Origin of the sequence: Bacillus cereus group sp. MYBK245-2, assembly GCF_051916145.1 — a bacterium.
Lineage (GTDB): Bacteria > Bacillota > Bacilli > Bacillales > Bacillaceae_G > Bacillus_A > Bacillus_A pacificus.
Genome location: NZ_JBQAGB010000001.1, coordinates 123,606 through 147,041, shown reverse-complemented (window position 1 = coordinate 147,041; position 23,436 = coordinate 123,606). Strand labels below are relative to the sequence as shown.

Sequence of the window (23,436 nt, the reverse complement as noted above, 5' to 3'; positions counted from 1 at the left end):
TGATAAATATGTTAAAAGAAGATAAATACGTTAGGGTGATATAACATGTGGCGGAAGCTTACGATTATTGTAGTATTACTTTGTTTAGCAGGATATGCAGCTTATGAACAGTTTGGTAAAAACGATCAGGCGGTCCAAGGGGAGCGCACAAAAAGTGAAGCTGCTATGAAAGAAATGATTGCAAGTAATGGTATTGAAATAGGGAAGAGTGCGCCAGACTTTGAATTAACGAAGTTAGATGGAACGAATGTAAAGTTATCAGATTTAAAAGGAAAGAAAGTGATTTTAAACTTTTGGGCAACGTGGTGTGGGCCTTGCCAGCAAGAAATGCCAGATATGGAGGCTTTCTATAAAGAGCATAAAGAAAATGTAGAAATTTTAGCAATAAATTATACGCCTTCAGAAAAAGGCGGGGGGATAGAAAAGGTAAGTAATTTTGCAAAGGAAAAAGGAATTACTTTTCCTATTTTATTGGACAAGAACATTGATGTAACAACAGCGTATAAAGTCATTACGATCCCAACTTCGTATTTTATAGATACAAAAGGTGTCATTCAAGATAAGTTTATTGGACCGATGACACAAAAAGAAATGGAGAAACGGATTGCTAAATTAAAATAACAGTGAAAAGGTAGAGATGGAATATAATCATTTCTGCCTTTTCTTTTTCACGTAGTGAAAGCTTCATGATATGATGAAAGAAATATAAACGTTGAGAGATAAAGGAGTGTATTTGGAGTGGGGAATATATCCTTACCGTTAGATTATGTTGTAATTGACTTTGAAACAACAGGATTTAACCCTTATAATGATAAAATTATTCAAGTCGCAGCAGTGAAATATCGTAATCATGAACTAGTAGATCAATTTGTTTCCTATGTGAATCCAGAGCGTTCAATTCCGGACCGAATAACGAGTTTAACAGGTATTACAAATTATCGTGTTTCGGATGCACCGACGATTGAAGAAGTGTTACCTTTATTTTTAGCATTTTTACATACAAATGTAATTGTCGCTCATAATGCATCTTTTGATATGCGCTTTTTGAAAAGTAATGTGAATATGCTTGGTTTACCGGAACCGAAAAATAAAGTGATTGATACTGTATTTTTAGCGAAGAAATATATGAAACACGCTCCTAATCATAAACTTGAAACGTTAAAGCGAATGCTTGGAATTCGTTTAAGTTCTCATAATGCATTTGATGATTGTATTACTTGTGCAGCAGTTTATCAAAAATGTGCCTTTATTGAAGAAGAGGCGAAAAGGAAATCGAATACAGAAGTACTTGATGAAACAGCAGTATATGAAGCGGTAAAAGAGATACTTGTACGAAATAAACGTGATATTGAATGGATTCGTTGCATGAATGTAGGAAGCTATTTAGATATAAAAGCTTTTTATCCAGTTATGAGATTAAAGGTAAAAGGGCGAAAGAAATACGTATTAACAGACATATTAGAAGATGATGTGAAAGAAATATGTACGAGTTTAGCCTGTGAACCGGCGTTAAAAAGTGAAGTTGGTAACACGAGAATTATGCTGAATAGCTTAGAGGACGTCCTGAAATTAGAAAGTTATATTTTAGAACAGTATGATTTTGTATTGCAAGCGCTGCATGATTATAAACAAAGTGAAATGAATGCAGATGAAAAACTAAAAGAATATTTGAATATTATGGTGTGATAAACTCCGTGTACATTTTACTGTACACGGAGTTTTTTTAGGAGTACTAAAACATAAAATTTTCTTGCAAATCTGATTAAATAGTTTTTCCTTTGCTCATACTATGTAATAAGAAAGCGAAGGAGAGAGGGTGAACAGCATGAGAAGAAGTCGCCGTAAATCGTTTGACGAGCTTGTGAAAGAAAATAAACAACAATTATTAAGTGATCGCGATGCAATCGATCGTATTGAAGAGCGTATTGAAAAACGTTATGAAATGAAACTTTTTAAGCAGGCTGAATAATTCTTAACACTAGTACGATACTACTGTTAAGGAGGCGATAGTAATGGGTAATCCGAAAAAAAATTCAAAAGACTTTGCACCGAATCATATTGGAACACAATCAAAAAAAGCTGGTGGCAATAAAGGAAAGCAAATGCAAGACCAAACGGGCAAACAACCGATTGTTGATAACGGTTAAAGAAAAGGAGAATATTGTATTCTCCTTTTTTCTGTATAAATTTGAGGGAAGATAGGTAATTTAAGATGGTGTGTATATACAATATTAGGAGGAAAGTGCATGCCAAATCCAGATAATCGAAGTGATAACGCTGAAAAGTTACAAGAAATGGTGCAAAATACAATTGATAACTTTAATGAAGCGAAAGAAACAGCGGAACTTTCTAATGAAAAAGATCGTTCTGCTATTGAAGCAAAAAATCAAAGACGTTTAGAAAGTATTGACTCATTAAAAAGTGAAATCAAAGATGAATCTTAACAAAATGTACAAAAAGGGCTGACTTTTGTCAGCCCTTTTTCGTAATCGTAAAGTTTTCAACCAGTAAACGCCAATTTTGTGGGAATGGTAAACCGATCTTCCAGTAGCTAATACCGCCTATACCTTGTTCTTTCATTAAATTGAATTTACTTTGAACAGAACGTGAATCTTCAAACCAAACTTCGTGTTGTACACCATTTTCATCAAAGTAATTGAAATGTGGAGCTTGAGCTGTGAAATCATAGCGGATAGGAACATTGTATTTACGAGCAAGTGCAACAGCTGCAACAGAGCTAACTGCTTTTGCTGGTGGGTTTCCTTGTTTGAACGGAAGTTTCCAATCGAATCCGTATAAGTTTTGCCCCATCATAATTTTTTGTGGAGGCATTTGAGATTTTGCGTATTGAAGTACTTCTTTTACAGGACCGATAGGAGAGATTGCCATCGGTGGTCCGCCCTGCCATCCCCAGTCATATGTCATAATGACGACGAAATCAACAATTTGTCCTTGTGCTTTATAATCGTGAGCTTCGAAAAATTTTCCTTTTTGATTGGAACTTGTTTTTGGTACAAGCGTTGTACTTAATGTGTATCCGTTAGGTAAGCGTGTTTTCACATTTCGTAAAAAACGATTATACGCTTCGCGATCTTCGGGTGCAACACTCTCAAAATCGAAATGAATATCTCGCATACCGTACTTCTCAGCAGTTTGCAAAATATTTGTAATAAATTTGTTTTGGATTGTTGCGTCCCGTAAAATAACGGATGTTAGATCGGCACTGAAATTTCCGTTTTCGATGTTCGTAATAACGAGCATAGGGATGGTATTACCTTGCGTTGCAATATTAGCGATTTTAGCTGTTTCAGTTGGTTCTTTTAACGTACCATCTCTTTTTGCCTCGAAGCTGAAGTAAGCTAAGTATGTTAAAAATGGATTAATAGCACGTGTAGCATTAACTAAACTTTCTTTAATAGGTATAGTGGAAGGTTGTAAATAAGCGATGGATTCTACTGCACGTTTCGTCCCTTTCGGTATATATAATTGCTGTCCAACGTGGAGAATGGATTTTAAAGATAAGTTATTCACTTTAGCTAAACTAGCGAGAGGAACGTTATATGTTTGAGAGATTCGATATAAGCTATCGCCAGGCTGTACATAATAATTATTCCCTTTCGTATTCACGATCAGTGCCTGACCAACAACGAGTGTTTCAGCTGGATTTAATCCATTGTCTTTTACTATCTCGTCAGGTGTTGATCCATATTTTGATGCCAAGCTATATACGCTATCACCGCTACGAACCGTTACAATTTGAATCATATGCTTGCTCCTTTCGGTAAAAGATTCACTGTTTTTATTTTATTTTTGATTTCACTGTATTATGATTAAATGTATGCAAGGTAGCAGAAGTGAAAGAAGGCGAATATATATGTTTGTAGCAGAACATGAAGTTGAAATCCGTTATGCGGAAACAGATCAAATGGGTGTTGTTTACCATTCAAACTATTTGGTGTGGCTTGAATTAGGTCGCACGAAACTTATACAAGATTTAGGGTTTTCATATGTTGAAATGGAGAAAGAAGGAATTATTTCTCCTGTGTTAGATTTGCAAATTTCTTATCGTAAAGCAATGCGTTACGGGGAAAAAGCAATTGTAAAAACGTGGGTTGATACAGTGAGCCCGCTTCGCGTTGTATATGGATATGAAATATATAATGGTGAAGGTGAACTTTGTATTACGGCAAGTACGACAAATATTTGTGCGAAAAAAGAAGGGTTCAGGCCCGTATCATTTAAAAAGTTCTATCCAGAGTGGTATGCGAAATATGAGGAAATTAAGAAAAAATAAAAAAGCGTGGCGGAAGCCACGTTTTTTTATTTTTCATAATTAAATTGCGGGAAATCATCCCCGTCGTTAAATGTAACAGATAAATTATGTCCATCGAAGAACCATTCATCATCGCTTTCAATAAAGAAGTTAATACCTTCTTCTTGAATTTGAACAGCAGGATGTGCAGGATCATCTTTACGAATACCTAAAGAAAGTCCTTTTTGCACAGTACTACAACCGCCATATTGTACGAAAAGGCGCAGTGTTTCACCCGATTGTAAGTTTAATTCGTTTTTATACCATTGTGCTGCTTCTTTTGTTACGGAAAGATTCATGTATAGTTCCTCCAAATTATGTTGCTTTTTCTTTAGTATAAAAAATAACGCAAAAAGACGCTATTAATATGCTTCACGTTTTCTTTTTGCGTTATGTGGGTTACGATCTTATTTTTGCTTTTTTGAAAAGTTTGCTTTCGGTTCAGTTTTATTTATAATTCGTCCAATATTTGCACGGTGTTTATAAATAACCATACCTGCTAATAAACACATCGCAATAATGAAGATTTTATCCCCGCTAACAATTGATGCGATAACGGCAACGACAGCTGTTACCATAGAAGAAAGTGATACGTATCTTGTTGTAAATAAAAGGCTGAAAAAGACAACAGCTAAAATTGCAAAAACAACTGGTGAGTAGCATAATAGCACGCCAGCAGAAGTTGCAACTGCTTTACCACCACGGAATTTCGCGAAAATCGGATACACATGTCCAAGAACAGCTGCTAATCCGAACCATAGTGGATGAATGTCTAACGCGAAAATAATCGGTAGACTCGTTGCTAATGTACCTTTTAAAATGTCAGCAATTGTAACGATAAAACCTGCTTTTTTCCCTAGTGTGCGGAATGTATTGGTTCCGCCTAAATTACCGCTTCCGTGCTCACGAATGTCAATTCCATAACCAATCTTTCCAACGACTAGTGCAAATGGAATCGAGCCAAGTAAGTAGGCAACGATAAATAAAAGATATGTAGTAACCATAAGTTCAGTCTCCTTTATTCAAATGTGTTGATAAAGGGTAAAAAGAGTTTTTCCCGTATATTGTACCATACATTTGTAAAGAGCACATTTCTTTTTTGTAAATGAAAAATTCATTATTTCGTGCAAAAAATTTCACAGGAATGTTACATTTCTCACAGAAACACTAAGACTATATGTAGTAACATTTTAATCAAAAGACAACAACATATTGGTGGAGGGTTATAAATGTTACAAAAAAATACACGTGGAGAAGAATTAATGAGAATATTTGAGACAATAGTCCACGGAAATGAACAAGATTTAATGCAAGAAAATGCAAATGTAGATGGCCGCTCTCCGATGGGAGTAATGGGAACGTTCGCATCTGAGAGTGCGAAATATTACGCTGTTGAAAATTTATTGTCAGATCAAGTGAAAAAAGCGATAAATGAAAATATATTATATCCACATGATTTAGATTTTTATGCGACAGGAACGACAACTTGTTCACAAATTCCGTTAGCGCAAATGCTTGCGAATGGTTTTCATACCGGACATGGACATATGAGACAACCGCAAGACATTAAAAGTGCATTAGCTCTTTCATCTATTATTTTTCAAGCGAATCAAAATATGCAGCATGGTGGTCAATCGTTTGCACTCTTTGATGTTGATTTAGCTCCATATGTGAGAAAAACAGTAGAGAGACATAAGAAACGATTACAGTCATATCCGCTTACGAAAGAACAAATAGAAGAATTTGCGTGGAAAGAAACAGAAAATGATACGTATCAGGCTTGTGAAGCTTTCATTCATAATTCAAATAGTATGCATAGTAGGGGCGGGGGGCAAGTACCGTTTATTTCTATTAATTATGGAACAGACACATCGAAAGAAGGAAGACTTTTAATTAAACAACTTTTAAAAGCGACACAAGCTGGTCTTGGTAAAGGGGAAACACCAATTTTTCCTATTCAAATTTTTAAAATGAAAAAAGGTGTGAATTTTGAAGAATGCGATCCGAACTATGATTTATTTGAATTAGCGTTAGAGACAACGGCTGAACGATTATTCCCTAACTTTTCATTTTTAGATGCGCCATTTAATGCTGTGCATTATGATGGAAGACCGGAAAGTGAAGTATGTTACATGGGATGTCGTACTCGTGTTATGTCTAACATACATGGAGAAGAAACGGCGATTGGAAGAGGGAATTTATCATTTACGTCCATTAACTTAGTGAAATTAGCACTCATTAGTGGTTCACAAGAAGCGTTTTTTGAAGCGTTAAATTATTACTTAGATGTAGGAATCCAGCAATTATTAGAGAGATTTGAGTATCAATGTACGAAACGAGCAAGAGATTTTCGATTTTTATATTCACAAGGTGTATGGCGCGGTGGAGAAAAGTTACAGCCTGAAGATTCTGTAGCATCGATTTTAAAGCAAGGGACGTTAAGTCTTGGTTTTATCGGTCTTGCGGAGTGTTTAGTAGCTTTAACAGGAAAGCATCACGGAGAAGATGAAGAATCATGGAAACTCGGATATGAAATTATTTCCTTTATGAGAGATAGAATGGATAAAGCGACAGAAGAACATGAACTGAATTTCTCAGTCATTGCAACTCCTGCAGAAGGGTTATCAGGGAAGTTTGTGAAAAAGGATAGGGAAGAATTTGGCGTGATTAGCGGTATAACGAACCATAATTATTATACGAATTCATTCCATATTCCAGTTTATTATAACATTCAGGCGATAAATAAAATTCGTTTAGAAGGCCCGTTCCACGCTCTATGTAACGGGGGACATATTACGTATATTGAACTAGATGGAGCAGCAATGCATAACAAAAAGGCATTAAAACAAATTGTACAAGCGATGGCAGAGAATGGCGTTGGATACGGTTCAATTAATCACCCTGTTGACCGTTGTAAGTGCTGTAGTTATCACGGAGTTATTGGAAATGAATGTCCGAGCTGCGGAAATGAAGATGAGGCTAACATAGAAAGAATTCGCCGCATAACAGGTTATCTTGTAGGAGATATGTCGAAGTGGAATAGTGCAAAACGTAGTGAAGAGATGGATCGGGTGAAGCATAAATGAAAGTGATGAATATTATTCATGATAGTGTAGTAGATGGAGAAGGGTTGCGGACAGTCGTGTTTTTTGCGGGCTGTCCGCATCGTTGTTTCGGTTGCCATAATCCGAAATCGTGGAATATTTGTAATGGAACTGAAATGACAGTAGAAGAAATTGTGAAAGAGATTGCAAGTAATCCATTAACTGATGTAACATTTTCAGGTGGAGATCCATTTTTTCAAGCTGCTGAAGTGAAACAAGTAGCAAGAGCAGTGAAAGATTTGAAAAAAAATTTATGGATGTATACAGGTTATACGTTAGAAGAGATACAGAGTTCTCAAAATAATGATATGATAGAGTTGTTACATTATGGGGATGTTTTAGTCGATGGAAGGTTTGAAATCGAGAAAAAAGATTTAACACTTCCATTTCGCGGAAGCTCCAATCAACGTATTATTCGATTGAAAGAGTAAAAAGGCGGGATAGATTATATGAATAAAACAGTATTACTTGTCGAAGATGAAAGAAGATTACGTGAAATTGTTAGCGATTATTTTCGTAATGAAGGTTTTGAAGTAATCGAAGCAGAAGACGGAAAAAAAGCGCTAGAATTATTTGCAGAGCATGAAATCGATTTAATTATGTTAGATATTATGTTACCAGAAATAGATGGATGGTCTGTTTGTAGACGAATTCGAAAAGAATCAGCAGTGCCAATTATTATGCTCACAGCACGTTCAGATGAGGATGATACATTACTAGGATTTGAATTAGGTGCAGATGAGTATGTAACGAAACCTTTCAGCCCGAAAGTGTTAGTAGCTCGAGCAAAGACTTTATTGAAGCGTGCGGATGGCGTGGTGGGAGTAGCTGAAGAAAATGCTATGTCTTTAGCTGGAATAGAAGTGAATCGTCTATCTAGAACCGTTTTAGTAGATGGAGAAGAAATTATATTAACACATAAAGAATTTGAACTTCTCGTTTATTTAATGGAGAACAAAGGAATTGTGTTATCACGTCAACATTTATTAGATCAGTTATGGGGATATGACTATTACGGTGATGACCGAACGGTTGATACTCATATTAAAAAACTACGAAATAAGCTAGGAGATAAAGCGAAGCATATTGGTACTGTTATTCGAGTAGGTTATAAGTTTGAAGAATAATCGTAACGGATTGTGTACTTTAGCCTAGGGAAATGTCGATTTTATATCCTCTTTGGCAGGCAGAATGTACAAAAAATACATTTCTTGTCTACAATGTTAGATAAGAGTATTTTTTTAATTGGATTTCACGATGAGTTCACAAGAAGGACACAAAACGTGACTATACTGAAAATACGAATTCACCAGAGAGGGGAAGTAAACATGGGATATTACGACGGACCAAATTTAAATGAAGAGCATAGTGAAACGAGAGAAGTGAGAAAATCAGGAAGTAAAAAAGGTTATTTTTTCACAGGTTTAGTCGGAGCTGTAGTTGGGGCTGTTTCAATTAGTTTTGCAGCACCATATATGCCATGGGCTCAAAATAATGGAGCGGCGGTATCATCATTTAGTTCAGATTCGAAAGTAGAAGGTACTGTAGTTCCTGTTGTCAATAAAGCAAAAAATGAGACTGATTTACCTGGGATGATTGAAGGCGCGAAAGATGTTGTTGTAGGTGTTATTAATATGCAACAAAGCATTGATCCATTTGCAATGCAACCGACAGGTCAAGAACAACAAGCCGGTTCAGGGTCAGGTGTGATTTATAAAAAAGCAGGAAATAAAGCATATATTGTAACAAACAACCACGTAGTAGATGGAGCAAATAAACTTGCTGTAAAACTAAGTGATGGTAAAAAAGTAGATGCAAAGCTTGTAGGGAAAGACCCTTGGTTAGATTTAGCGGTTGTAGAAATTGATGGATCTAATGTAAATAAAGTTGCCACTTTAGGTGATTCAAGTAAAATCCGTGCGGGTGAAAAAGCAATTGCGATCGGTAACCCACTAGGGTTTGATGGAAGTGTAACGGAAGGTATAATCAGTAGTAAAGAACGTGAAATTCCAGTTGATATTGATGGGGACAAACGTCCAGATTGGCAAGCACAAGTTATTCAAACAGATGCAGCGATCAATCCAGGTAATAGTGGTGGTGCGTTATTTAACCAAAACGGTGAAATAATTGGGATTAATTCAAGTAAAATTGCACAACAAGAAGTTGAAGGAATTGGATTTGCTATTCCAATTAATATCGCAAAGCCAGTTATTGAATCACTTGAAAAAGACGGAGTAGTGAAACGTCCAGCCCTTGGAGTAGGTGTTGTTTCATTAGAAGATGTGCAAGCTTATGCAGTAAATCAATTGAAAGTACCGAAAGACGTAACAAACGGTGTTGTATTAGGTAAAATTTACCCAATATCACCGGCCGAAAAAGCTGGTTTAGAGCAATATGATATTGTAGTAGCATTAGATAATCAAAAAGTAGAGAATGCTCTTCAATTCCGTAAATATTTATATGAAAAGAAAAAAGTAGGCGAGAAAGTGGAAGTTACATTCTATCGTAACGGTCAAAAAATGACGAAAACAGCTACTTTAGCAGATAACTCAGCTACAAAGAATCAATAATCGGAATAAAAGAAAGTCTCTTTCATATTGAAAGAGACTTTCTTTATCGGCTATACTAAAGGAATAGGAGGGATTAATTATGATGATTGAAAACCCAACTCGTACGGAAATTGGTGAAGTATTAAAGAAAAGCAAAACAATTGCGGTTGTTGGATTATCAGATAAGCCAGAACGTACATCGTATATGGTTTCAAAAGCAATGCAAGATGCTGGGTATCGCATTATTCCAGTAAACCCAACAGTAGATGAAGTGCTTGGAGAAAAGGCAGTTGCTTCACTAAAAGATATTAAGGAACATGTTGACATTGTAAATATATTCCGCCGTTCAGAATTTTTAATGGATGTTGCAAAAGAATTTGTGGAGATTGATGCAGATGTTTTTTGGGCACAATTAGGAGTACAAGATGAAGATACATATCAACTTTTAAAAGAAAAAGACTATACTGTAATAATGGATCGTTGCATAAAAGTAGAACATGCAATGACAAAATAGTATAGATTGTAAAGTTAGAAAGATTGCTTCAGCCCTTATTATAGATAAGTAGGGCCGATGAACGAGGTGTTCATCATGAGATTTTTTAAAGGCTGTTTTTGGGGATTGTTACTTGTAATCCCGTTTTGGATATTGATCATTTGGATCATAATAAAGGTTTGGAATGTGTAATCTTGGAATACATATCCATTTCTCGTTGACAAACGATTATTTTTCTGAAATAGTAGCCTAGAGGAATCCTTGTGAAAAAACAAGGATTTTTCTATTGAAAATGGTATATAAAAGAGATAAGATAACTTGCCAAAACTATAGTCGAGGCGTTATTCTATAATAGAAACATATGTTCTGATTTTGGATTAGGAAAGGAGCAAGGAGTTTGGCGAAGCATCAGTTCCAATATAATGAAGATGCGATTCAAGTGTTAGAAGGACTTGAAGCCGTTCGAAAACGCCCGGGTATGTATATCGGGAGCACGGACAGCCGTGGATTGCATCATTTAGTATACGAAATAGTAGATAACTCCGTTGATGAAGCGTTAGCGGGATTTGGCGACGAAATTTCTGTCGTAATACATAAAGATAATAGTATTAGCGTTATTGATAAAGGGCGAGGAATGCCTACGGGAATGCATAAACTTGGGAAACCGACACCTGAAGTTATTTTAACTGTACTTCATGCAGGCGGTAAGTTTGGTCAAGGTGGCTATAAAACAAGCGGTGGTTTACACGGTGTTGGGGCATCAGTTGTAAACGCCTTATCAGAATGGTTAGTCGTAACGATTAAGCGTGACGGAAATATTTATGAACAACGCTTTGAAAATGGTGGTGTTCCTGTAACGACGCTTGAAAAAATCGGAAAGACGAAAGAATCTGGTACGACAATGCATTTTAAACCAGATACAACAATTTTCAGTACAACAAATTATAACTATGAAACTTTATGTGAAAGATTACGCGAATCTGCATTTTTATTAAAAGGGATGAAAATCTCAATAAAAGATGAACGAAATGATTTAGAAGATGTGTTTCATTATGAAACAGGAATTGAAGCTTTCGTTTCATACTTAAACGAAGAGAAAGATTCGATTCATCCAGTTGTATATTTCTCTGGTGAACAAAATGGAATTGAGGCAGAGCTAGCATTTCAATTTAACGATGGCTACTCAGAAAATATTCTATCGTTTGTAAATAACGTACGTACAAAAGATGGTGGAACACATGAAGCTGGATTTAAGACAGCAATGACACGTGTGTTTAATGAGTATGCTCGTAAAGTTTCGCTATTAAAAGAAAAAGATAAAAACTTAGAAGGTACAGATATTCGTGAAGGTGTAGCGGCTATTGTTTCTGTACGTGTACCAGAAGAAGTACTTCAGTTTGAAGGACAAACGAAGGGGAAACTAGGTACAAGTGAAGCTCGTTCTTCAATTGATGCCATTGTATCAGAGCATTTAGCTTACTTTTTAGAAGAAAACCCGGACGTAGCTACACTTCTTGTGAGAAAAGCAATTAAAGCAGCACAGGCACGTGAAGCCGCTCGTAAAGCGAGAGAAGAAGCGCGTACTGGTAAAAAGAAAAAGAAATCAGAAGGTACATTAAGTGGTAAATTAACACCCGCACAATCACGTAATCCGCAGAAAAATGAACTGTACCTAGTAGAGGGTGACTCTGCCGGTGGTTCTGCGAAACAAGGACGAGATCGACGTTTCCAAGCGGTATTACCATTACGTGGTAAAGTAATTAATACAGAAAAAGCAAAGCTTGCTGATATCTTTAAAAATGAAGAGATTAATACAATCATTTATGCAATTGGCGGCGGTGTAGGCAATGAATTTGATGTGGAAGACATTAACTACGATAAAGTTGTCATTATGACCGATGCTGATACAGACGGGGCGCATATTCAAGTATTGTTATTAACATTCTTCTACAGATATATGAAACCACTTATCGAAGCTGGTAAAGTGTTTATCGCACTTCCTCCTTTATACAAAGTAAGTAAAGGAAAAGGAAAAAGTGAAGTAATTGAATACGCATGGTCAGATGATGAATTAGATGAAGTAACGAAAAAAGTTGGAAAAGGTTACATGTTACAGCGTTACAAAGGACTTGGCGAAATGAATGCGGATCAATTATGGGAAACAACGATGAATCCTGAAACGCGTACATTAATTCGCGTGAAAATTGATGATGCAGCGAGGGCAGAGCGCCGCGTTACAACATTAATGGGTGATAAAGTAGAACCGCGTCGTAAATGGATTGAGCGCAATGTACAGTTTGGTATGCAAGAAGAAGGAAATATTTTAGAAAATGAAATGATCATGGAGACGGAGGTGGAATAACATGCAAGCAGAGAAGTTTCATGACCTCCCGCTTGAAGACGTGTTAGGTGATCGCTTTGCACGTTATAGTAAATATATTATTCAAGATCGCGCGCTTCCAGATGCGCGTGACGGTTTAAAGCCGGTACAAAGACGTATTTTATATTCTATGTATGTAGAAGGAAACGTACACGATAAAGCGTTCCGTAAGTCAGCTAAAACAGTCGGTAACGTTATTGGTAATTATCATCCGCATGGTGATTCCTCTGTATATGAGGCGATGGTACGTTTAAGCCAAACTTGGAAAGTGCGTAATGTTTTAGTTGAGATGCATGGTAATAACGGTAGTGTTGACGGGGATCCAGCAGCAGCAATGCGTTATACGGAAGCCCGATTATCACCAATTGCATCTGAGTTATTACGTGATCTTGATAAAGAAACAGTAGAATTCGTATCCAACTTTGATGATACGAGTGAAGAACCGGTTGTTTTACCAGCAGCGTTCCCGAACTTATTAGTGAACGGATCTACAGGGATTTCCGCTGGTTATGCAACAGAAATTCCTCCGCATCATCTTGGAGAAGTTATTGACGCTACAATGATGCGTATTGATAAACCGAATAGTACTGTTGATGATTTATTAACAGTTATGAAAGGACCTGATTTCCCAACAGGTGGTATTATTCAAGGGATTGACGGTATTAAAAAGGCGTATGAAACAGGTAAAGGTAAAATTATTATTCGCGGGAAAGCAGAAGTTGAAACGGTTCGTGGTGGGAAACAGCAAATCGTAATTACTGAAATTCCATACGAAGTAAATAAAGCAAACCTTGTTAAGAAAATGGATGAGTTACGTCTAGATAAAAAATTAGATGGCATTGCTGAAGTGCGTGATGAGACAGATCGTACAGGTCTTCGCATTGTCGTAGAATTAAAAAAAGAAGCAAATTCTGAAGGTATTTTAAATTATTTATATAAAAATACAGATTTACAAATACCATATAACTTTAATATGGTAGCGATTAATAATCGCCGTCCAACGCTTATGACATTACCGAAAATTTTGGATGCATATATTGGACATCAAAAAGAAGTTGTTACGAGACGTTCGCAATATGAATTACGAAAGGCAGAAAATCGTCAACATATTGTGGAAGGTTTAAAGAAAGCATTATCGATTTTAGACCAAGTTATTGAAACGATTCGAGCTTCAAAAGATAAGCGTAATGCAAAAGATAATTTAAGTGCGAAATTTGGATTTACAGAAGCGCAAGCGGAAGCAATTGTATCCTTGCAATTATATCGTTTAACGAATACAGATATTACAGCACTACAACAAGAGGCAGATGAGCTTAATAAGAAAATTATTGAGCTACAGGCAATTTTACAAAGTGAAAAAAGATTACTTCAAGTAATTAAAACAGATTTAAAGAGAGTTAAGAAAACATATAGTGATGATCGACGCGCGATTATTGAAGATCAAATCGAGGAAATTAAAATCGATGTAGAAGTGATGATCCCACAAGAAGATGTCATCGTTACTGTAACGAAAGAAGGATATGTGAAACGTACTGGATGGCGCTCACATAATGCCTCAAACGGCAAAGACTTCGGTATGAAAGAGGGTGACATCTTACTTGAACGATTCGATACGAATACGACAGAGACAGTCCTCTTATTTACGAATAAAGGAAACTATATATATTTGCCAGTATACGAAATGCCAGATATTCGTTGGAAAGATTTAGGTCAACACGTTGCTAATATCGTTTCACTCGACCGGGATGAAACCATTATTTGGGCAACTGTCGTACCGAACTTTGAGGAAGAAAAGCGATTTATCGTATTTGTAACAAAGAATGGTATGATTAAGAAGACAGAATTAAACCAATATAAAGTACAGCGTTACTCAAGAGCGTTCGTTGCTGTAAACTTGAAAAAAGATGATGAAGTTGTTGATATATTTGCGACAGATGGAACGAGTGATATCGTTCTTGCTACACACGGTGCATATGCACTTATTTTCCATGAAGATGAAGTAAGTCCAGTCGGTGTAAGAGCCGCTGGTGTGAAAGCAATTAATTTAAAAGAAGATGACTATGTTGCTGCTGGTAAGCCATTAAATGGTGACAAAGATCAACTTATTCTCGTAACGCAGCGTGGTGCTGTAAAACGCCTAAAAGCATCAGAAATTGAGAAATCAACGAGGGCGAAGCGAGGTCTTGTTATTTTCAAAGAGTTAAAACGTAATCCATACCGCATTGTCGGTATTGAAATCGTTAGAGACGATGAACTAGTTTACATGAAGACAGAGAAACATATCGTAGAAGAAATTGATCCGAAAGCGTATCGAAATAAGGACAGGTATAGTAACGGTAGTTTAGTACTAGATGTTAATGATACTGGTGAAGTTATTGAAACGTGGACGAAAAAACGCCCGGAATAAAAAAAGCATCTTGCCATGAATAATGGCAAGATGCTTTTTTCTAGGCAATTTATTATGTGAATAATAATAATCTTGTTATAATAATTGAATGAAATCGTTCTCATGAAGTGAAACTTAAATGAGTGGGGGTCTAACTGCCCACAAATAGCGGGATAAATGGAGGGGCAACATGAAAAAAATAGGTGTAGGGATTGTAGGTTTTGGATTTTCTAGTACAACATTTCATATCCCATTATTACAAACGATAGAAGAATACGATATTCGTGCCATATTATCTTCAAAAGAAGAGGTAGTAAAAGAAACATTACCGAGTGCTAACGTCGTTAGTACAATTGATGAATTGGTGAAGCGAGCTGATATTGACTTAGTCGTCATTACTTCACCAAATACAACTCATTTTCCATATGTAAAAGAAGCAATATTAAACGGTAAGCATGTTGTTGTAGAAAAACCATTTGTTGTTTCAATTGAAGAAGGGGAAGAGCTTATTTCATTAGCAAAGAAACATAATGTGGTATTAAGTGTATATCATAATCGCCGTTTTGATAATGATTTCTTAACAATTAAGAAATTATTAGAAGAAAATAGAATAGGGAATCTATACGCATATGAAGCGCATTTTGATCGTTTCCGTCCACATGTACGTGATCGCTGGAGAGAAAAGAACTTACCAGGATCAGGAATATTATATGATTTAGGATCGCATTTAATTGACCAAGCATTATCATTATTTGGGAAACCAAATGCGATACGTGCAGATGTAATTAAGCAGCGACCAGGTGCAGAGGTGGATGATTATTTCCACATAGTACTTCACTACGGAGTTAAACGTGTCATTTTACGTAGTAGCAGTTATGTGAAAAAGGCAGGTCCACACTTTACACTGCATGGAGATAAAGGCTCTATCGTGAAATACGGTATGGATTCACAGGAAGAACAATTAAAAAAGGGAATGAAGCCAGGCGATAACGGTTATGGAGTAGACATTGAAGAGAATTTTGCTACTCTAGAAACAGAAGAAGAGTTAGTACGTATTCCAACAGAAGTCGGCTGTTATGACATGTACTATAAAGGTGTAAGAGATAGTATTATAAGTGGTGAGAAATTACCTGTAACAGCGCAAGAAGGTTTAGAAGTAATTAAGCTGATTCAATTAGCGGTTGAAAGTAGTGAAACGGGTAGAGTTATCACTGTAAAATAAAAAGACACGAATTTCGTGTCTTTTTTATTAGGAATATGGCAAATTATTTAGTTTAATCGTTTATCATACATTAACTGGATTTGGATGCCGTAAGGATCTTCAATAATACCATATGCTTCACTAAATATATTTTTTTCTAGTGGAGAGATTACCTTCACATCTTTATCGGCAATTAAATTATTATAAAATCTTTGTATTTCTTCTAAATTAGCGCTTTGAATGCAAAGTGACATGTTATTTCCAATGTTATAACCTTCGTTAGGATTCATTGTATCTTCTGCTATCATTAGCTTTGTATTCCCAATTTGTAAAACAGAGTGAGCAATATGATCTTTATTTTCACTTGTAATTTTGAAAGAACTATCTCTTTTCGCCAGTTCTTCATACGTAACAACCATTAACTTTTTGGCTTCTAAATTACGTATATAAAAATGAATTGCCTCCTTTGCTTGCCCATTCATTGAAAGAAAAATAGCTATTTCTAATGTCATAAATTTATAACTCCTTTATTAGTTAATAATTATAATATAGACTAAAAAGGTTTCAATACATGACACCTTTCGAGGAGGGAAATATGAAAAAAACGGAACGAATAAATGATATGCTTATTTTCTTAAATAATAAAAGATATTTTAATTTAAAAGATTTAATGGTTAGATATGCTATTTCTAAAAGTACCGCGTTGCGAGATATTCAATCATTAGAAGAAATAGGTGTACCAATATATTCTGAACTAGGCAGAAATGGAAGTTATAAAATTATAGAAAATAGTGTGTTGTCACCAATTTATTTTAGTGTGGATGAAATGTATGCATTATATTTTTTAATTCTTACATTAAATGGATACAAGACAAAACCATTCAATATAGAAAGTATTGCGCTTGAAAATAAATTTAAACATGTCTTACCTGATAATGTACGTAAAAATATTGCAATTATGGAACGAACGCTTTCTTTTGAAGTAACAAATCATAGTAATTTTAGTCCGTTCTTAAAAGAAATTTTGCAGGGGATTTTTGCTGAGCGAGTTTATCATTTAACATATTTAAAAAAAGATGTGGAGAAAGCCTTGATTGTACAATTTATTCGAATAGAATCTAAATTTGGCCAGTGGTATGCTAAAATCTTTAATTTTGAGACAAATAATGTTCAAATAATTAGATGTGATAAAATTCTTTCTATTGTGGAAACAAGTAATACGAAGCCAAAAAATCTTGAGGAATTATTAAATTATCTTGCTACTTTTCACAGAAAACCTGATGCAATTGATTTTATTGTCATTGTTAATCAAAGAGGAAAAGACATTTTTGATAAAGAGAATTATCCTTCCATGAGGATACAAAAAGAAAATGAACATTATATTATAACAGGCTATTTCAATAAACAAGAAGTTGATTTTATCTCGAACTATTTTCTGAATTTCGGTGAAACGATTATCTCAATTCAGCCTGTTATGCTAAAAGAGTTAATCTATAATAAGGTGTTATCTATAAAGCAGCATTTCACTTCTTTAAGATAAAGCTAGTTTTAGCCATTTATTTGACATGAAAAAGCCCTTGAGATTTAAATATCAAAGGGCTTTTTGTTGATTTTATTTGTTCTTTAGATACAATTATTTTTCTGGGACGGACAGTCCATAAAAGAACATCGTAACGATATCTTGTATATGTTTTTCACGATCTCTTTCAAGAAGTTGTGCTCCGAAATCATCCCCTAATTTAGTGAACATTTGAATGTAAAGTAACATCATTTCTTTAGTAAGGTGAGGGTTAATTTCATTTTTTTGCTGTGCTTGTTCTAATATTTCTAAATACCAAGGCAAGATTTTTTCGTTTTGATAACTATAAATAAACTTTCGGAGCTCTTCATCTCTTTGCATCATTTGTAGTAACATATCCGGCTGAAATAACCCACCAGTATTCATTTTTCTTACAATCATTTTTTGCATCATATCATGAAAAGGTAATTTTTCCGCTGCAAGATCTTTATAATATTGAAATTCAGATATAATAAATTCTTGTATAAGCTCTCGAAATAACGCATCTTTACTTCCGAAATGATTATAAATGGTAACTTGAGAAACGTTTGCTTCTTTTGCAATGTGTTCTATTTTCACTTCATTAAATCCGCGTTCTGAAAATAATAAGAAGGCTGCCTCTTTAATAGCACGTTTTTTCTTTTCTTTCACTTTTTCAAAGCCGTTCAATGCAATCACCTCAATTAAAATATACAAGAAAAAATAATGAAAAACAATAATTTTGAAATATAGACATATAAATATTTCAAAAAGTTGTTGCGAATATGAAAGATGAGGAGTACAATAATTTTGAAATATCACATATTAAATATTTCAAAAAATGAGGTGGATTTATGATTTCAGTTCAAAATGTTACAAAACAATTTTCGAACGGAAAAGGTTTGTTTCATATTACATTTGATGTAAAAGAAGGAGAAGTGTTCGGTTACTTAGGACCGAATGGTGCAGGTAAATCAACGACGATTCGTAATTTAATGGGATTTATAAAATCGACATCTGGAAAATCTTCAATTTTTGGATTGGATTGTTGGAATGAAGCAGCGAAAATTCAAAGGGAGGTTGGTTATTTGCCGGGTGAAATTTCTTTTATTGAAGGAATGAACGGATTAGAATTTCTGAAGTTAATGCAAGGAATGCGTGGGCTAAAGGATACGAAAAGACGAGATGAATTAATAGAACGTCTACAATTCGATGTGAAAACACCGATTCGAAAAATGTCTAAAGGAATGAAACAAAAAGTAGGAATTGTCGCTGCATTTATGCATGAGCCAGAAGTGTTAATTTTAGATGAACCAACATCAGGACTTGATCCACTTATGCAGCAAGTGTTTATAGATTTAATAGTAGAGGAAAAGCAAAGGGGAAAAACGATTCTTATGTCTTCACATATTTTCACTGAAATTGAGCGTACATGTGACCGAGTAGCGATTATTAAAGATGGGCGCCTTGTAACGGTTGAAAATATTCATGATTTACAAAGTATGAGACGACAAGTGATAGATGTAACCGTATCATCAGAGGAAGAGATTAAATCTCTTACGCAATGTAATTTACAATTTGAAGCGGTGAAAGGTAGAGAGGCATCGATTATCGTACAAGGAAACTATCAAACTGTTTTACAAATACTTTCAAACTATAATGTAACGGCGCTTCAAACGCGAGCAATGGATTTAGAACATTTATTTATGCATTATTACGATAAGAAAGAAGGGGTAAAGCATGAATAAGGAATTGTTTTTAGCTAGTTTGAAAGAGACGCAAAAAAGTATTTTGAGTTACGCAACTGGTTCAGCTCTATATTTATGGTTGTTAATTTGGATATTTCCTTCCATGGTATCAGCGAAAGGGTTAAATGAATTAATAAGTGCTATGCCTGATAGCGTGAAAAAAATTATTGGTATGGAAAGTCCGATTCAAAACGTAATGGATTTTTTAGCTGGCGAATATTATAGTCTATTGTTTATTATTATTTTAACGATTTTTTGTGTAACAGTTGCAACACATTTAATTGCTCGTCATGTAGATAAAGGAGCAATGGCATACTTGCTGGCAACGCCTGTATCTAGAGTACGAATTGCAATCACGCAAGCTGCTGTTCTCATATTGGGACTACTGATCATTGTAGTTGTTACGTATGTAGCTGGTTTATTAGGTGCAGAATGGTTTTTAAGTGATAATAACTTAAATAAAGAATTATTCCTAAAGATAAATATAGTAGGAGGGCTCATATTTCTAGTCGTTAGTGCTTATTCATTTTTCTTTTCTTGTATATGTAATGATGAAAGAAAAGCACTTAGCTATTCAGCAAGTTTAACTATTTTATTTTTTGTACTAAATATGGTAGGTAAATTAAGTGATAAGTTAGAGTGGATGAAAAGTCTATCGTTATTTACACTGTTTCGTCCAAAAGAAATTGCGGAAGGAACGTATAATATATGGCCGGTAAGTATAGGTTTAGCTGCGGGAGCGCTTTGTATTTTTATAGTAGCGATTGTATTGTTTAAGAAGAGGGATTTACCGTTGTAGAGTAGAAAGTCCACTATATGAGTGGACTTTTTTTGATGAGGAGGAAACGAATGAGTTGCAGCTATATGTAAATGATGTAGAAAAGTCATTATTGTTTTATAAAAAAATAATTGCTTTAAAGTTGTCGATCCAAATGGATATCTCCTCAGAGTTACGTATAAAAAAAGGTAAACATGAAAAATGTTTACCTTTTTTTATGAAAATATTCAAAAAAATGAACCTTTTTCTAGGCTCATCCGTCTAATACATGTAAAGTTAAATTTGAAGTGAGGATGAAACAGGAGGAGCAATTGTGAAAGTAATCCCTTTATATAAAATGATTGTAAAAGAAGAAACCGATGTTTCTTTAGCGAAAAAAGGTGATCATGAAGCATTTATGAGGCTTATACATACAGAAAAAGTAAAGATGTATCGTATTGCAAAGGCTATGTTACGTGATGAGACAAATATAGAGGATGCGATACAAACAACAATTTTAAAAGCCTATGAAAATATAAAAAAATTAAAGAAAGAAGAGTTTTTTCAAACTTGGTTAATTCGAATTTTAATGAATGAATGTAATAACATTATTAGAACGTATAAAAAGATAATTGTGACAGAAGAGAATGATTACAATATGAGTGCGTGCGATCAGTATGAAGATATAGATTTGTGTAATGCGATTCAATCGTTACATGAAGAGTTAAGAGCTGTTACGGTGCTTTATTATTATGAAGATATGAATCAAGAGAGTATAGCGAAGCTTTTAGAAGTACCAAAAGGAACAGTGAAATCGAGATTGGCACGTGCGAGGGAACAACTACAGAAACGATTAAAGATGGAATAGGGGGTGCAAAGGATGGATAATGAAAAAATATTTGATGAGAAATTAAAAAAGAGAATAAAAGAAGAGAGTGTTATAGTGCCACCAGAGTTAAATGAAAAGATCAATTGTACACTACATAATCTCCCGGTAAAAAAGAAAGGTTACAGAGTTTATATGATGGCTATAAGTGCTGCGGTTCTAGCACTTTCCATTGTGTCTATGTCGGAGTTTTCTGATCAAATTTTTGCTCAAAACGGCGGAGTGTTTGAATATGTAAAGAAAAAGGCATTTTCTGATTACGAAAACGAAGAGGAAATAAAAGCGAATGCAAATTATCCAGATAAAGAAAAGATTCATGAAAAGATGCTAGATTCCATTGATCATTTTAATAATATTTCAGGACAATTTGAGGAATATTCTAGTTCTTCAAGAATTGCTACAACATACAAATATGCGATTGATACGGAGCAACAAAGAGGTATCTCTTCGAAAGAAGATAAACTAGCGAAAAAACGAACCATTATATATAACGAGGGCAAGAAAAAAGAGTTTGATGACGAGAAGTATACATACAAAGAAACAAAATGGAGCCCGAAAGAAAGAAACTATGAACTATTAAAATTAAATCCTACGGAAAGGTTATTGAGAAAATCAGGTGAGAAAAAAAGATATGATGATGAATATGTGGGATTCGCGAAGTATAGTATTCAATCCGAATTTGCCGATCTATTAATTCGATATAAAGATTGGAATTATAAAGAAGCGAAGTATCTTGGACTTGATTGCTACAAAATAGAAGGGACAATAAATATAGAAATGCCTGTAAGTACATCTGAAGATTTACGAGGGAAATTTGAAATGGTTGTAGAGAAAAATACAGGGATTATGCTAAAATTCCTTAGTTTCCACGAAGGTATGATTCAATATTCGATTACGACTGAATGGATACAAATAAACAAAGGGTTGAAAGAGAATGCATTTCAAAAGGATAGCGCTAAGTATGAAAAATTGAAAAATATATTAGATGAATAGAAAACGGAGGAAACTATATGGAGAATCATTCTTCTTCAAGAGAACAGAAAAATAAACGAAAATATAAAAAGACAACGATAATAAGTGTATTGTTAGCGATATTACTATTTTGCGGATTTGGATATGGTACTTACGTATATATGAAAACTTCTAATCTCGTACAAAAATCAAATGTTAATTTAGCACGTGGTGAAAAATCAAATTTACGTGAGGAAACTGTAAAACCGATTACGAATAATGTTTCACTTTTAATTATGGGAATTGATGAAAATCAAGAACGACAAAAGGAGTATAATGGTGCATTTCATACAGATGCACTACTGTTAGCTACTTTTAATAAAGATGATAAGACTGTGAAATTAACGAGTATACCACGTGATACATACACATATGTTCCGGTTGAAAAGAAAAAAGATAAAATAACGCATGCATATGGAAGTGGTTTCGTTAAAAATGGTAAAGATGGAGGGCCGCAAGCTTCAGTGGAAGCGGTAGAAAAGTTATTACAAGTGCCTGTTGATTATTTTGTAAAGTTTAATTTTAATTCATTTACTAAAATTGTTGATGGATTAGATGGGATTGAAGTAGATGTCCCAGTTGAATTTACGGAGCAAAATAGTAAAGATGAACCTGACGCGATCCATTTGAAAAAAGGACTACAAAAATTAACAGGGGAAGAAGCGCTTGCCTTAGCAAGAACGCGCCATATTGATAGTGATGCAATGAGAGGACAGCGCCAACAACTTGTTATTGAGGCGATTTTAAGTAAATTAAAAAGTGTAGGATCAATTACGAAGCTAGAAAAAATAGTCGAGGCGGTTGATGGTGATTTTAAAACAAATTTAGTAATGGATGATATTTTATCTTTTTATAAATACGGTTTAAATTGTTCGATTGAAAAAATTCAATTAGCAGGTGATGATTTATACTTACCTAATGGTCCAAATGGGCAACGTGTATATTATTATAATCCTAATAAAAAAGATTTGCAGAGTTTGAGTAATACGCTTAGAACACATTTAGGATTAAGTGAAAAACAGATTGAGGAAAATTAAAGCAGATGTAATGTCTGCTTTTTTATTACGTTTAA

At 34.7% G+C, this 23,436-nt stretch carries 25 protein-coding genes; 20 read left to right on the top strand and 5 right to left on the bottom strand.

From position 1 onward, the window contains the following. Positions 1-45 precede the first annotated feature (45 nt). The 5 genes from ACTFRN_RS00715 to tlp all read left to right on the top strand — a co-directional run bounded on the left by ACTFRN_RS00715 (position 46) and on the right by tlp (position 2,444). Positions 46-621, top strand: coding sequence for a TlpA family protein disulfide reductase (locus ACTFRN_RS00715; protein WP_000269068.1), 576 nt, complete (start codon positions 46-48; stop codon positions 619-621). A 117-nt stretch (positions 622-738) separates the two neighbouring features. After that, positions 739-1,686 (top strand): 3'-5' exonuclease, encoded by a 948-nt coding sequence (locus ACTFRN_RS00710; protein ID WP_000526915.1) that lies wholly within the window; start codon positions 739-741, stop codon positions 1,684-1,686. Positions 1,687-1,825: 139 nt separating this feature from the next. Beyond that, a complete protein-coding gene (locus ACTFRN_RS00705; protein ID WP_001254697.1) occupies positions 1,826-1,969 on the top strand; it encodes an FbpB family small basic protein in 144 nt (47 codons plus the stop codon). 43 nt (positions 1,970-2,012) lie between these two features. Further along, positions 2,013-2,147, top strand: a complete 135-nt coding sequence (gene sspN, locus ACTFRN_RS00700) for an acid-soluble spore protein SspN (RefSeq protein ID WP_000527987.1) — start codon at positions 2,013-2,015, stop codon at positions 2,145-2,147. Between the two features lie 99 nt (positions 2,148-2,246). Next, positions 2,247-2,444: a small acid-soluble spore protein Tlp gene (gene tlp, locus ACTFRN_RS00695; RefSeq protein WP_001133509.1), complete on the top strand. Its 198-nt coding sequence runs from the start codon at positions 2,247-2,249 to the stop codon at positions 2,442-2,444. Between the two features lie 28 nt (positions 2,445-2,472). On the opposite strand, the gene ACTFRN_RS00690 is transcribed toward tlp, so the two are convergent. Beyond that, entirely contained in the window at positions 2,473-3,765 is a 1,293-nt protein-coding gene (locus tag ACTFRN_RS00690) for a glycosyl hydrolase family 18 protein (RefSeq protein WP_074567569.1), read from the bottom strand. A 109-nt stretch (positions 3,766-3,874) separates the two neighbouring features. On the opposite strand from ACTFRN_RS00690, the gene ACTFRN_RS00685 reads away from it, so the two are divergent. Beyond that, positions 3,875-4,294: an acyl-CoA thioesterase gene (locus tag ACTFRN_RS00685; RefSeq protein WP_000495815.1), complete on the top strand. Its 420-nt coding sequence runs from the start codon at positions 3,875-3,877 to the stop codon at positions 4,292-4,294. A gap of 26 nt (positions 4,295-4,320) precedes the next feature. Here the strand turns inward: ACTFRN_RS00685 and ACTFRN_RS00680 are convergent, their stop codons facing one another. Continuing rightward, a complete protein-coding gene (locus ACTFRN_RS00680) occupies positions 4,321-4,611 on the bottom strand; it encodes a HesB/YadR/YfhF family protein (RefSeq protein WP_001054446.1) in 291 nt (96 codons plus the stop codon). Positions 4,612-4,719: 108 nt separating this feature from the next. Next, entirely contained in the window at positions 4,720-5,316 is a 597-nt protein-coding gene (gene plsY / locus ACTFRN_RS00675) for a glycerol-3-phosphate 1-O-acyltransferase PlsY (protein ID WP_000258965.1), read from the bottom strand. 225 nt (positions 5,317-5,541) lie between these two features. On the opposite strand from plsY, the gene ACTFRN_RS00670 reads away from it, so the two are divergent. The 8 genes from ACTFRN_RS00670 (at position 5,542) to ACTFRN_RS00635 (ending at position 16,446) form a co-directional block, all read left to right on the top strand. Continuing rightward, on the top strand, positions 5,542-7,398 hold the full coding sequence (locus ACTFRN_RS00670) for an anaerobic ribonucleoside triphosphate reductase (protein ID WP_049111405.1): 1,857 nt from the start codon (positions 5,542-5,544) through the stop codon (positions 7,396-7,398). Further along, positions 7,395-7,847 carry an anaerobic ribonucleoside-triphosphate reductase activating protein gene (gene nrdG / locus ACTFRN_RS00665; RefSeq protein WP_000867064.1) on the top strand — a complete coding sequence of 151 codons (453 nt, stop codon included), beginning with the start codon at positions 7,395-7,397 and terminating at the stop codon, positions 7,845-7,847. Before ACTFRN_RS00670 ends, nrdG begins: the two co-directional genes overlap by 4 nt. An 18-nt stretch (positions 7,848-7,865) precedes the next feature. After that, the gene (locus ACTFRN_RS00660; RefSeq protein WP_001044683.1) at positions 7,866-8,543 is read left to right on the top strand and encodes a response regulator transcription factor; all 678 of its coding nucleotides are present in this window, start codon (positions 7,866-7,868) and stop codon (positions 8,541-8,543) included. Positions 8,544-8,744: 201 nt separating this feature from the next. Continuing rightward, positions 8,745-9,986 carry a S1C family serine protease gene (locus ACTFRN_RS00655; RefSeq protein ID WP_000542636.1) on the top strand — a complete coding sequence of 414 codons (1,242 nt, stop codon included), beginning with the start codon at positions 8,745-8,747 and terminating at the stop codon, positions 9,984-9,986. Between the two features lie 79 nt (positions 9,987-10,065). Further along, a complete protein-coding gene (locus tag ACTFRN_RS00650; RefSeq protein WP_000972423.1) occupies positions 10,066-10,479 on the top strand; it encodes a CoA-binding protein in 414 nt (137 codons plus the stop codon). 376 nt (positions 10,480-10,855) lie between these two features. Next, positions 10,856-12,820 carry a DNA topoisomerase IV subunit B gene (gene parE / locus ACTFRN_RS00645; protein ID WP_001062200.1) on the top strand — a complete coding sequence of 655 codons (1,965 nt, stop codon included), beginning with the start codon at positions 10,856-10,858 and terminating at the stop codon, positions 12,818-12,820. A 1-nt stretch (position 12,821) separates the two neighbouring features. Continuing rightward, a complete protein-coding gene (parC, locus tag ACTFRN_RS00640; RefSeq protein ID WP_001147473.1) occupies positions 12,822-15,245 on the top strand; it encodes a DNA topoisomerase IV subunit A in 2,424 nt (807 codons plus the stop codon). A gap of 169 nt (positions 15,246-15,414) precedes the next feature. Then, positions 15,415-16,446 carry an oxidoreductase gene (locus ACTFRN_RS00635; protein WP_049111406.1) on the top strand — a complete coding sequence of 344 codons (1,032 nt, stop codon included), beginning with the start codon at positions 15,415-15,417 and terminating at the stop codon, positions 16,444-16,446. A gap of 47 nt (positions 16,447-16,493) precedes the next feature. On the opposite strand, the gene ACTFRN_RS00630 is transcribed toward ACTFRN_RS00635, so the two are convergent. Beyond that, positions 16,494-16,937: a VOC family protein gene (locus tag ACTFRN_RS00630; protein ID WP_016718218.1), complete on the bottom strand. Its 444-nt coding sequence runs from the start codon at positions 16,935-16,937 to the stop codon at positions 16,494-16,496. 59 nt (positions 16,938-16,996) lie between these two features. Here ACTFRN_RS00630 and ACTFRN_RS00625 point away from each other — a divergent pair, with 59 nt between their 5' ends. Continuing rightward, a complete protein-coding gene (locus ACTFRN_RS00625) occupies positions 16,997-17,965 on the top strand; it encodes a helix-turn-helix transcriptional regulator (protein WP_049122470.1) in 969 nt (322 codons plus the stop codon). 93 nt (positions 17,966-18,058) lie between these two features. Here the strand turns inward: ACTFRN_RS00625 and ACTFRN_RS00620 are convergent, their stop codons facing one another. Continuing rightward, positions 18,059-18,661, bottom strand: coding sequence for a TetR/AcrR family transcriptional regulator (locus ACTFRN_RS00620; RefSeq protein WP_226990212.1), 603 nt, complete (start codon positions 18,659-18,661; stop codon positions 18,059-18,061). Between the two features lie 155 nt (positions 18,662-18,816). On the opposite strand from ACTFRN_RS00620, the gene ACTFRN_RS00615 reads away from it, so the two are divergent. The 5 genes from ACTFRN_RS00615 to ACTFRN_RS00595 all read left to right on the top strand — a co-directional run bounded on the left by ACTFRN_RS00615 (position 18,817) and on the right by ACTFRN_RS00595 (position 23,401). After that, positions 18,817-19,710 carry an ABC transporter ATP-binding protein gene (locus ACTFRN_RS00615; protein WP_074540656.1) on the top strand — a complete coding sequence of 298 codons (894 nt, stop codon included), beginning with the start codon at positions 18,817-18,819 and terminating at the stop codon, positions 19,708-19,710. Continuing rightward, the gene (locus ACTFRN_RS00610) at positions 19,703-20,509 is read left to right on the top strand and encodes an ABC transporter permease subunit (RefSeq protein WP_074567568.1); all 807 of its coding nucleotides are present in this window, start codon (positions 19,703-19,705) and stop codon (positions 20,507-20,509) included. The genes ACTFRN_RS00615 and ACTFRN_RS00610 overlap by 8 nt, the downstream gene beginning before the upstream one ends. Positions 20,510-20,801: 292 nt before the next feature. Further along, complete coding sequence (locus ACTFRN_RS00605) at positions 20,802-21,335, top strand: sigma-70 family RNA polymerase sigma factor (RefSeq protein WP_000864742.1); 534 nt, start codon at positions 20,802-20,804, stop codon at positions 21,333-21,335. A gap of 12 nt (positions 21,336-21,347) precedes the next feature. Then, positions 21,348-22,346: a hypothetical protein gene (locus ACTFRN_RS00600; RefSeq protein WP_000368230.1), complete on the top strand. Its 999-nt coding sequence runs from the start codon at positions 21,348-21,350 to the stop codon at positions 22,344-22,346. A gap of 17 nt (positions 22,347-22,363) precedes the next feature. After that, positions 22,364-23,401, top strand: coding sequence for an LCP family protein (locus tag ACTFRN_RS00595; protein ID WP_000427605.1), 1,038 nt, complete (start codon positions 22,364-22,366; stop codon positions 23,399-23,401). Positions 23,402-23,436: the final 35 nt, after the last annotated feature.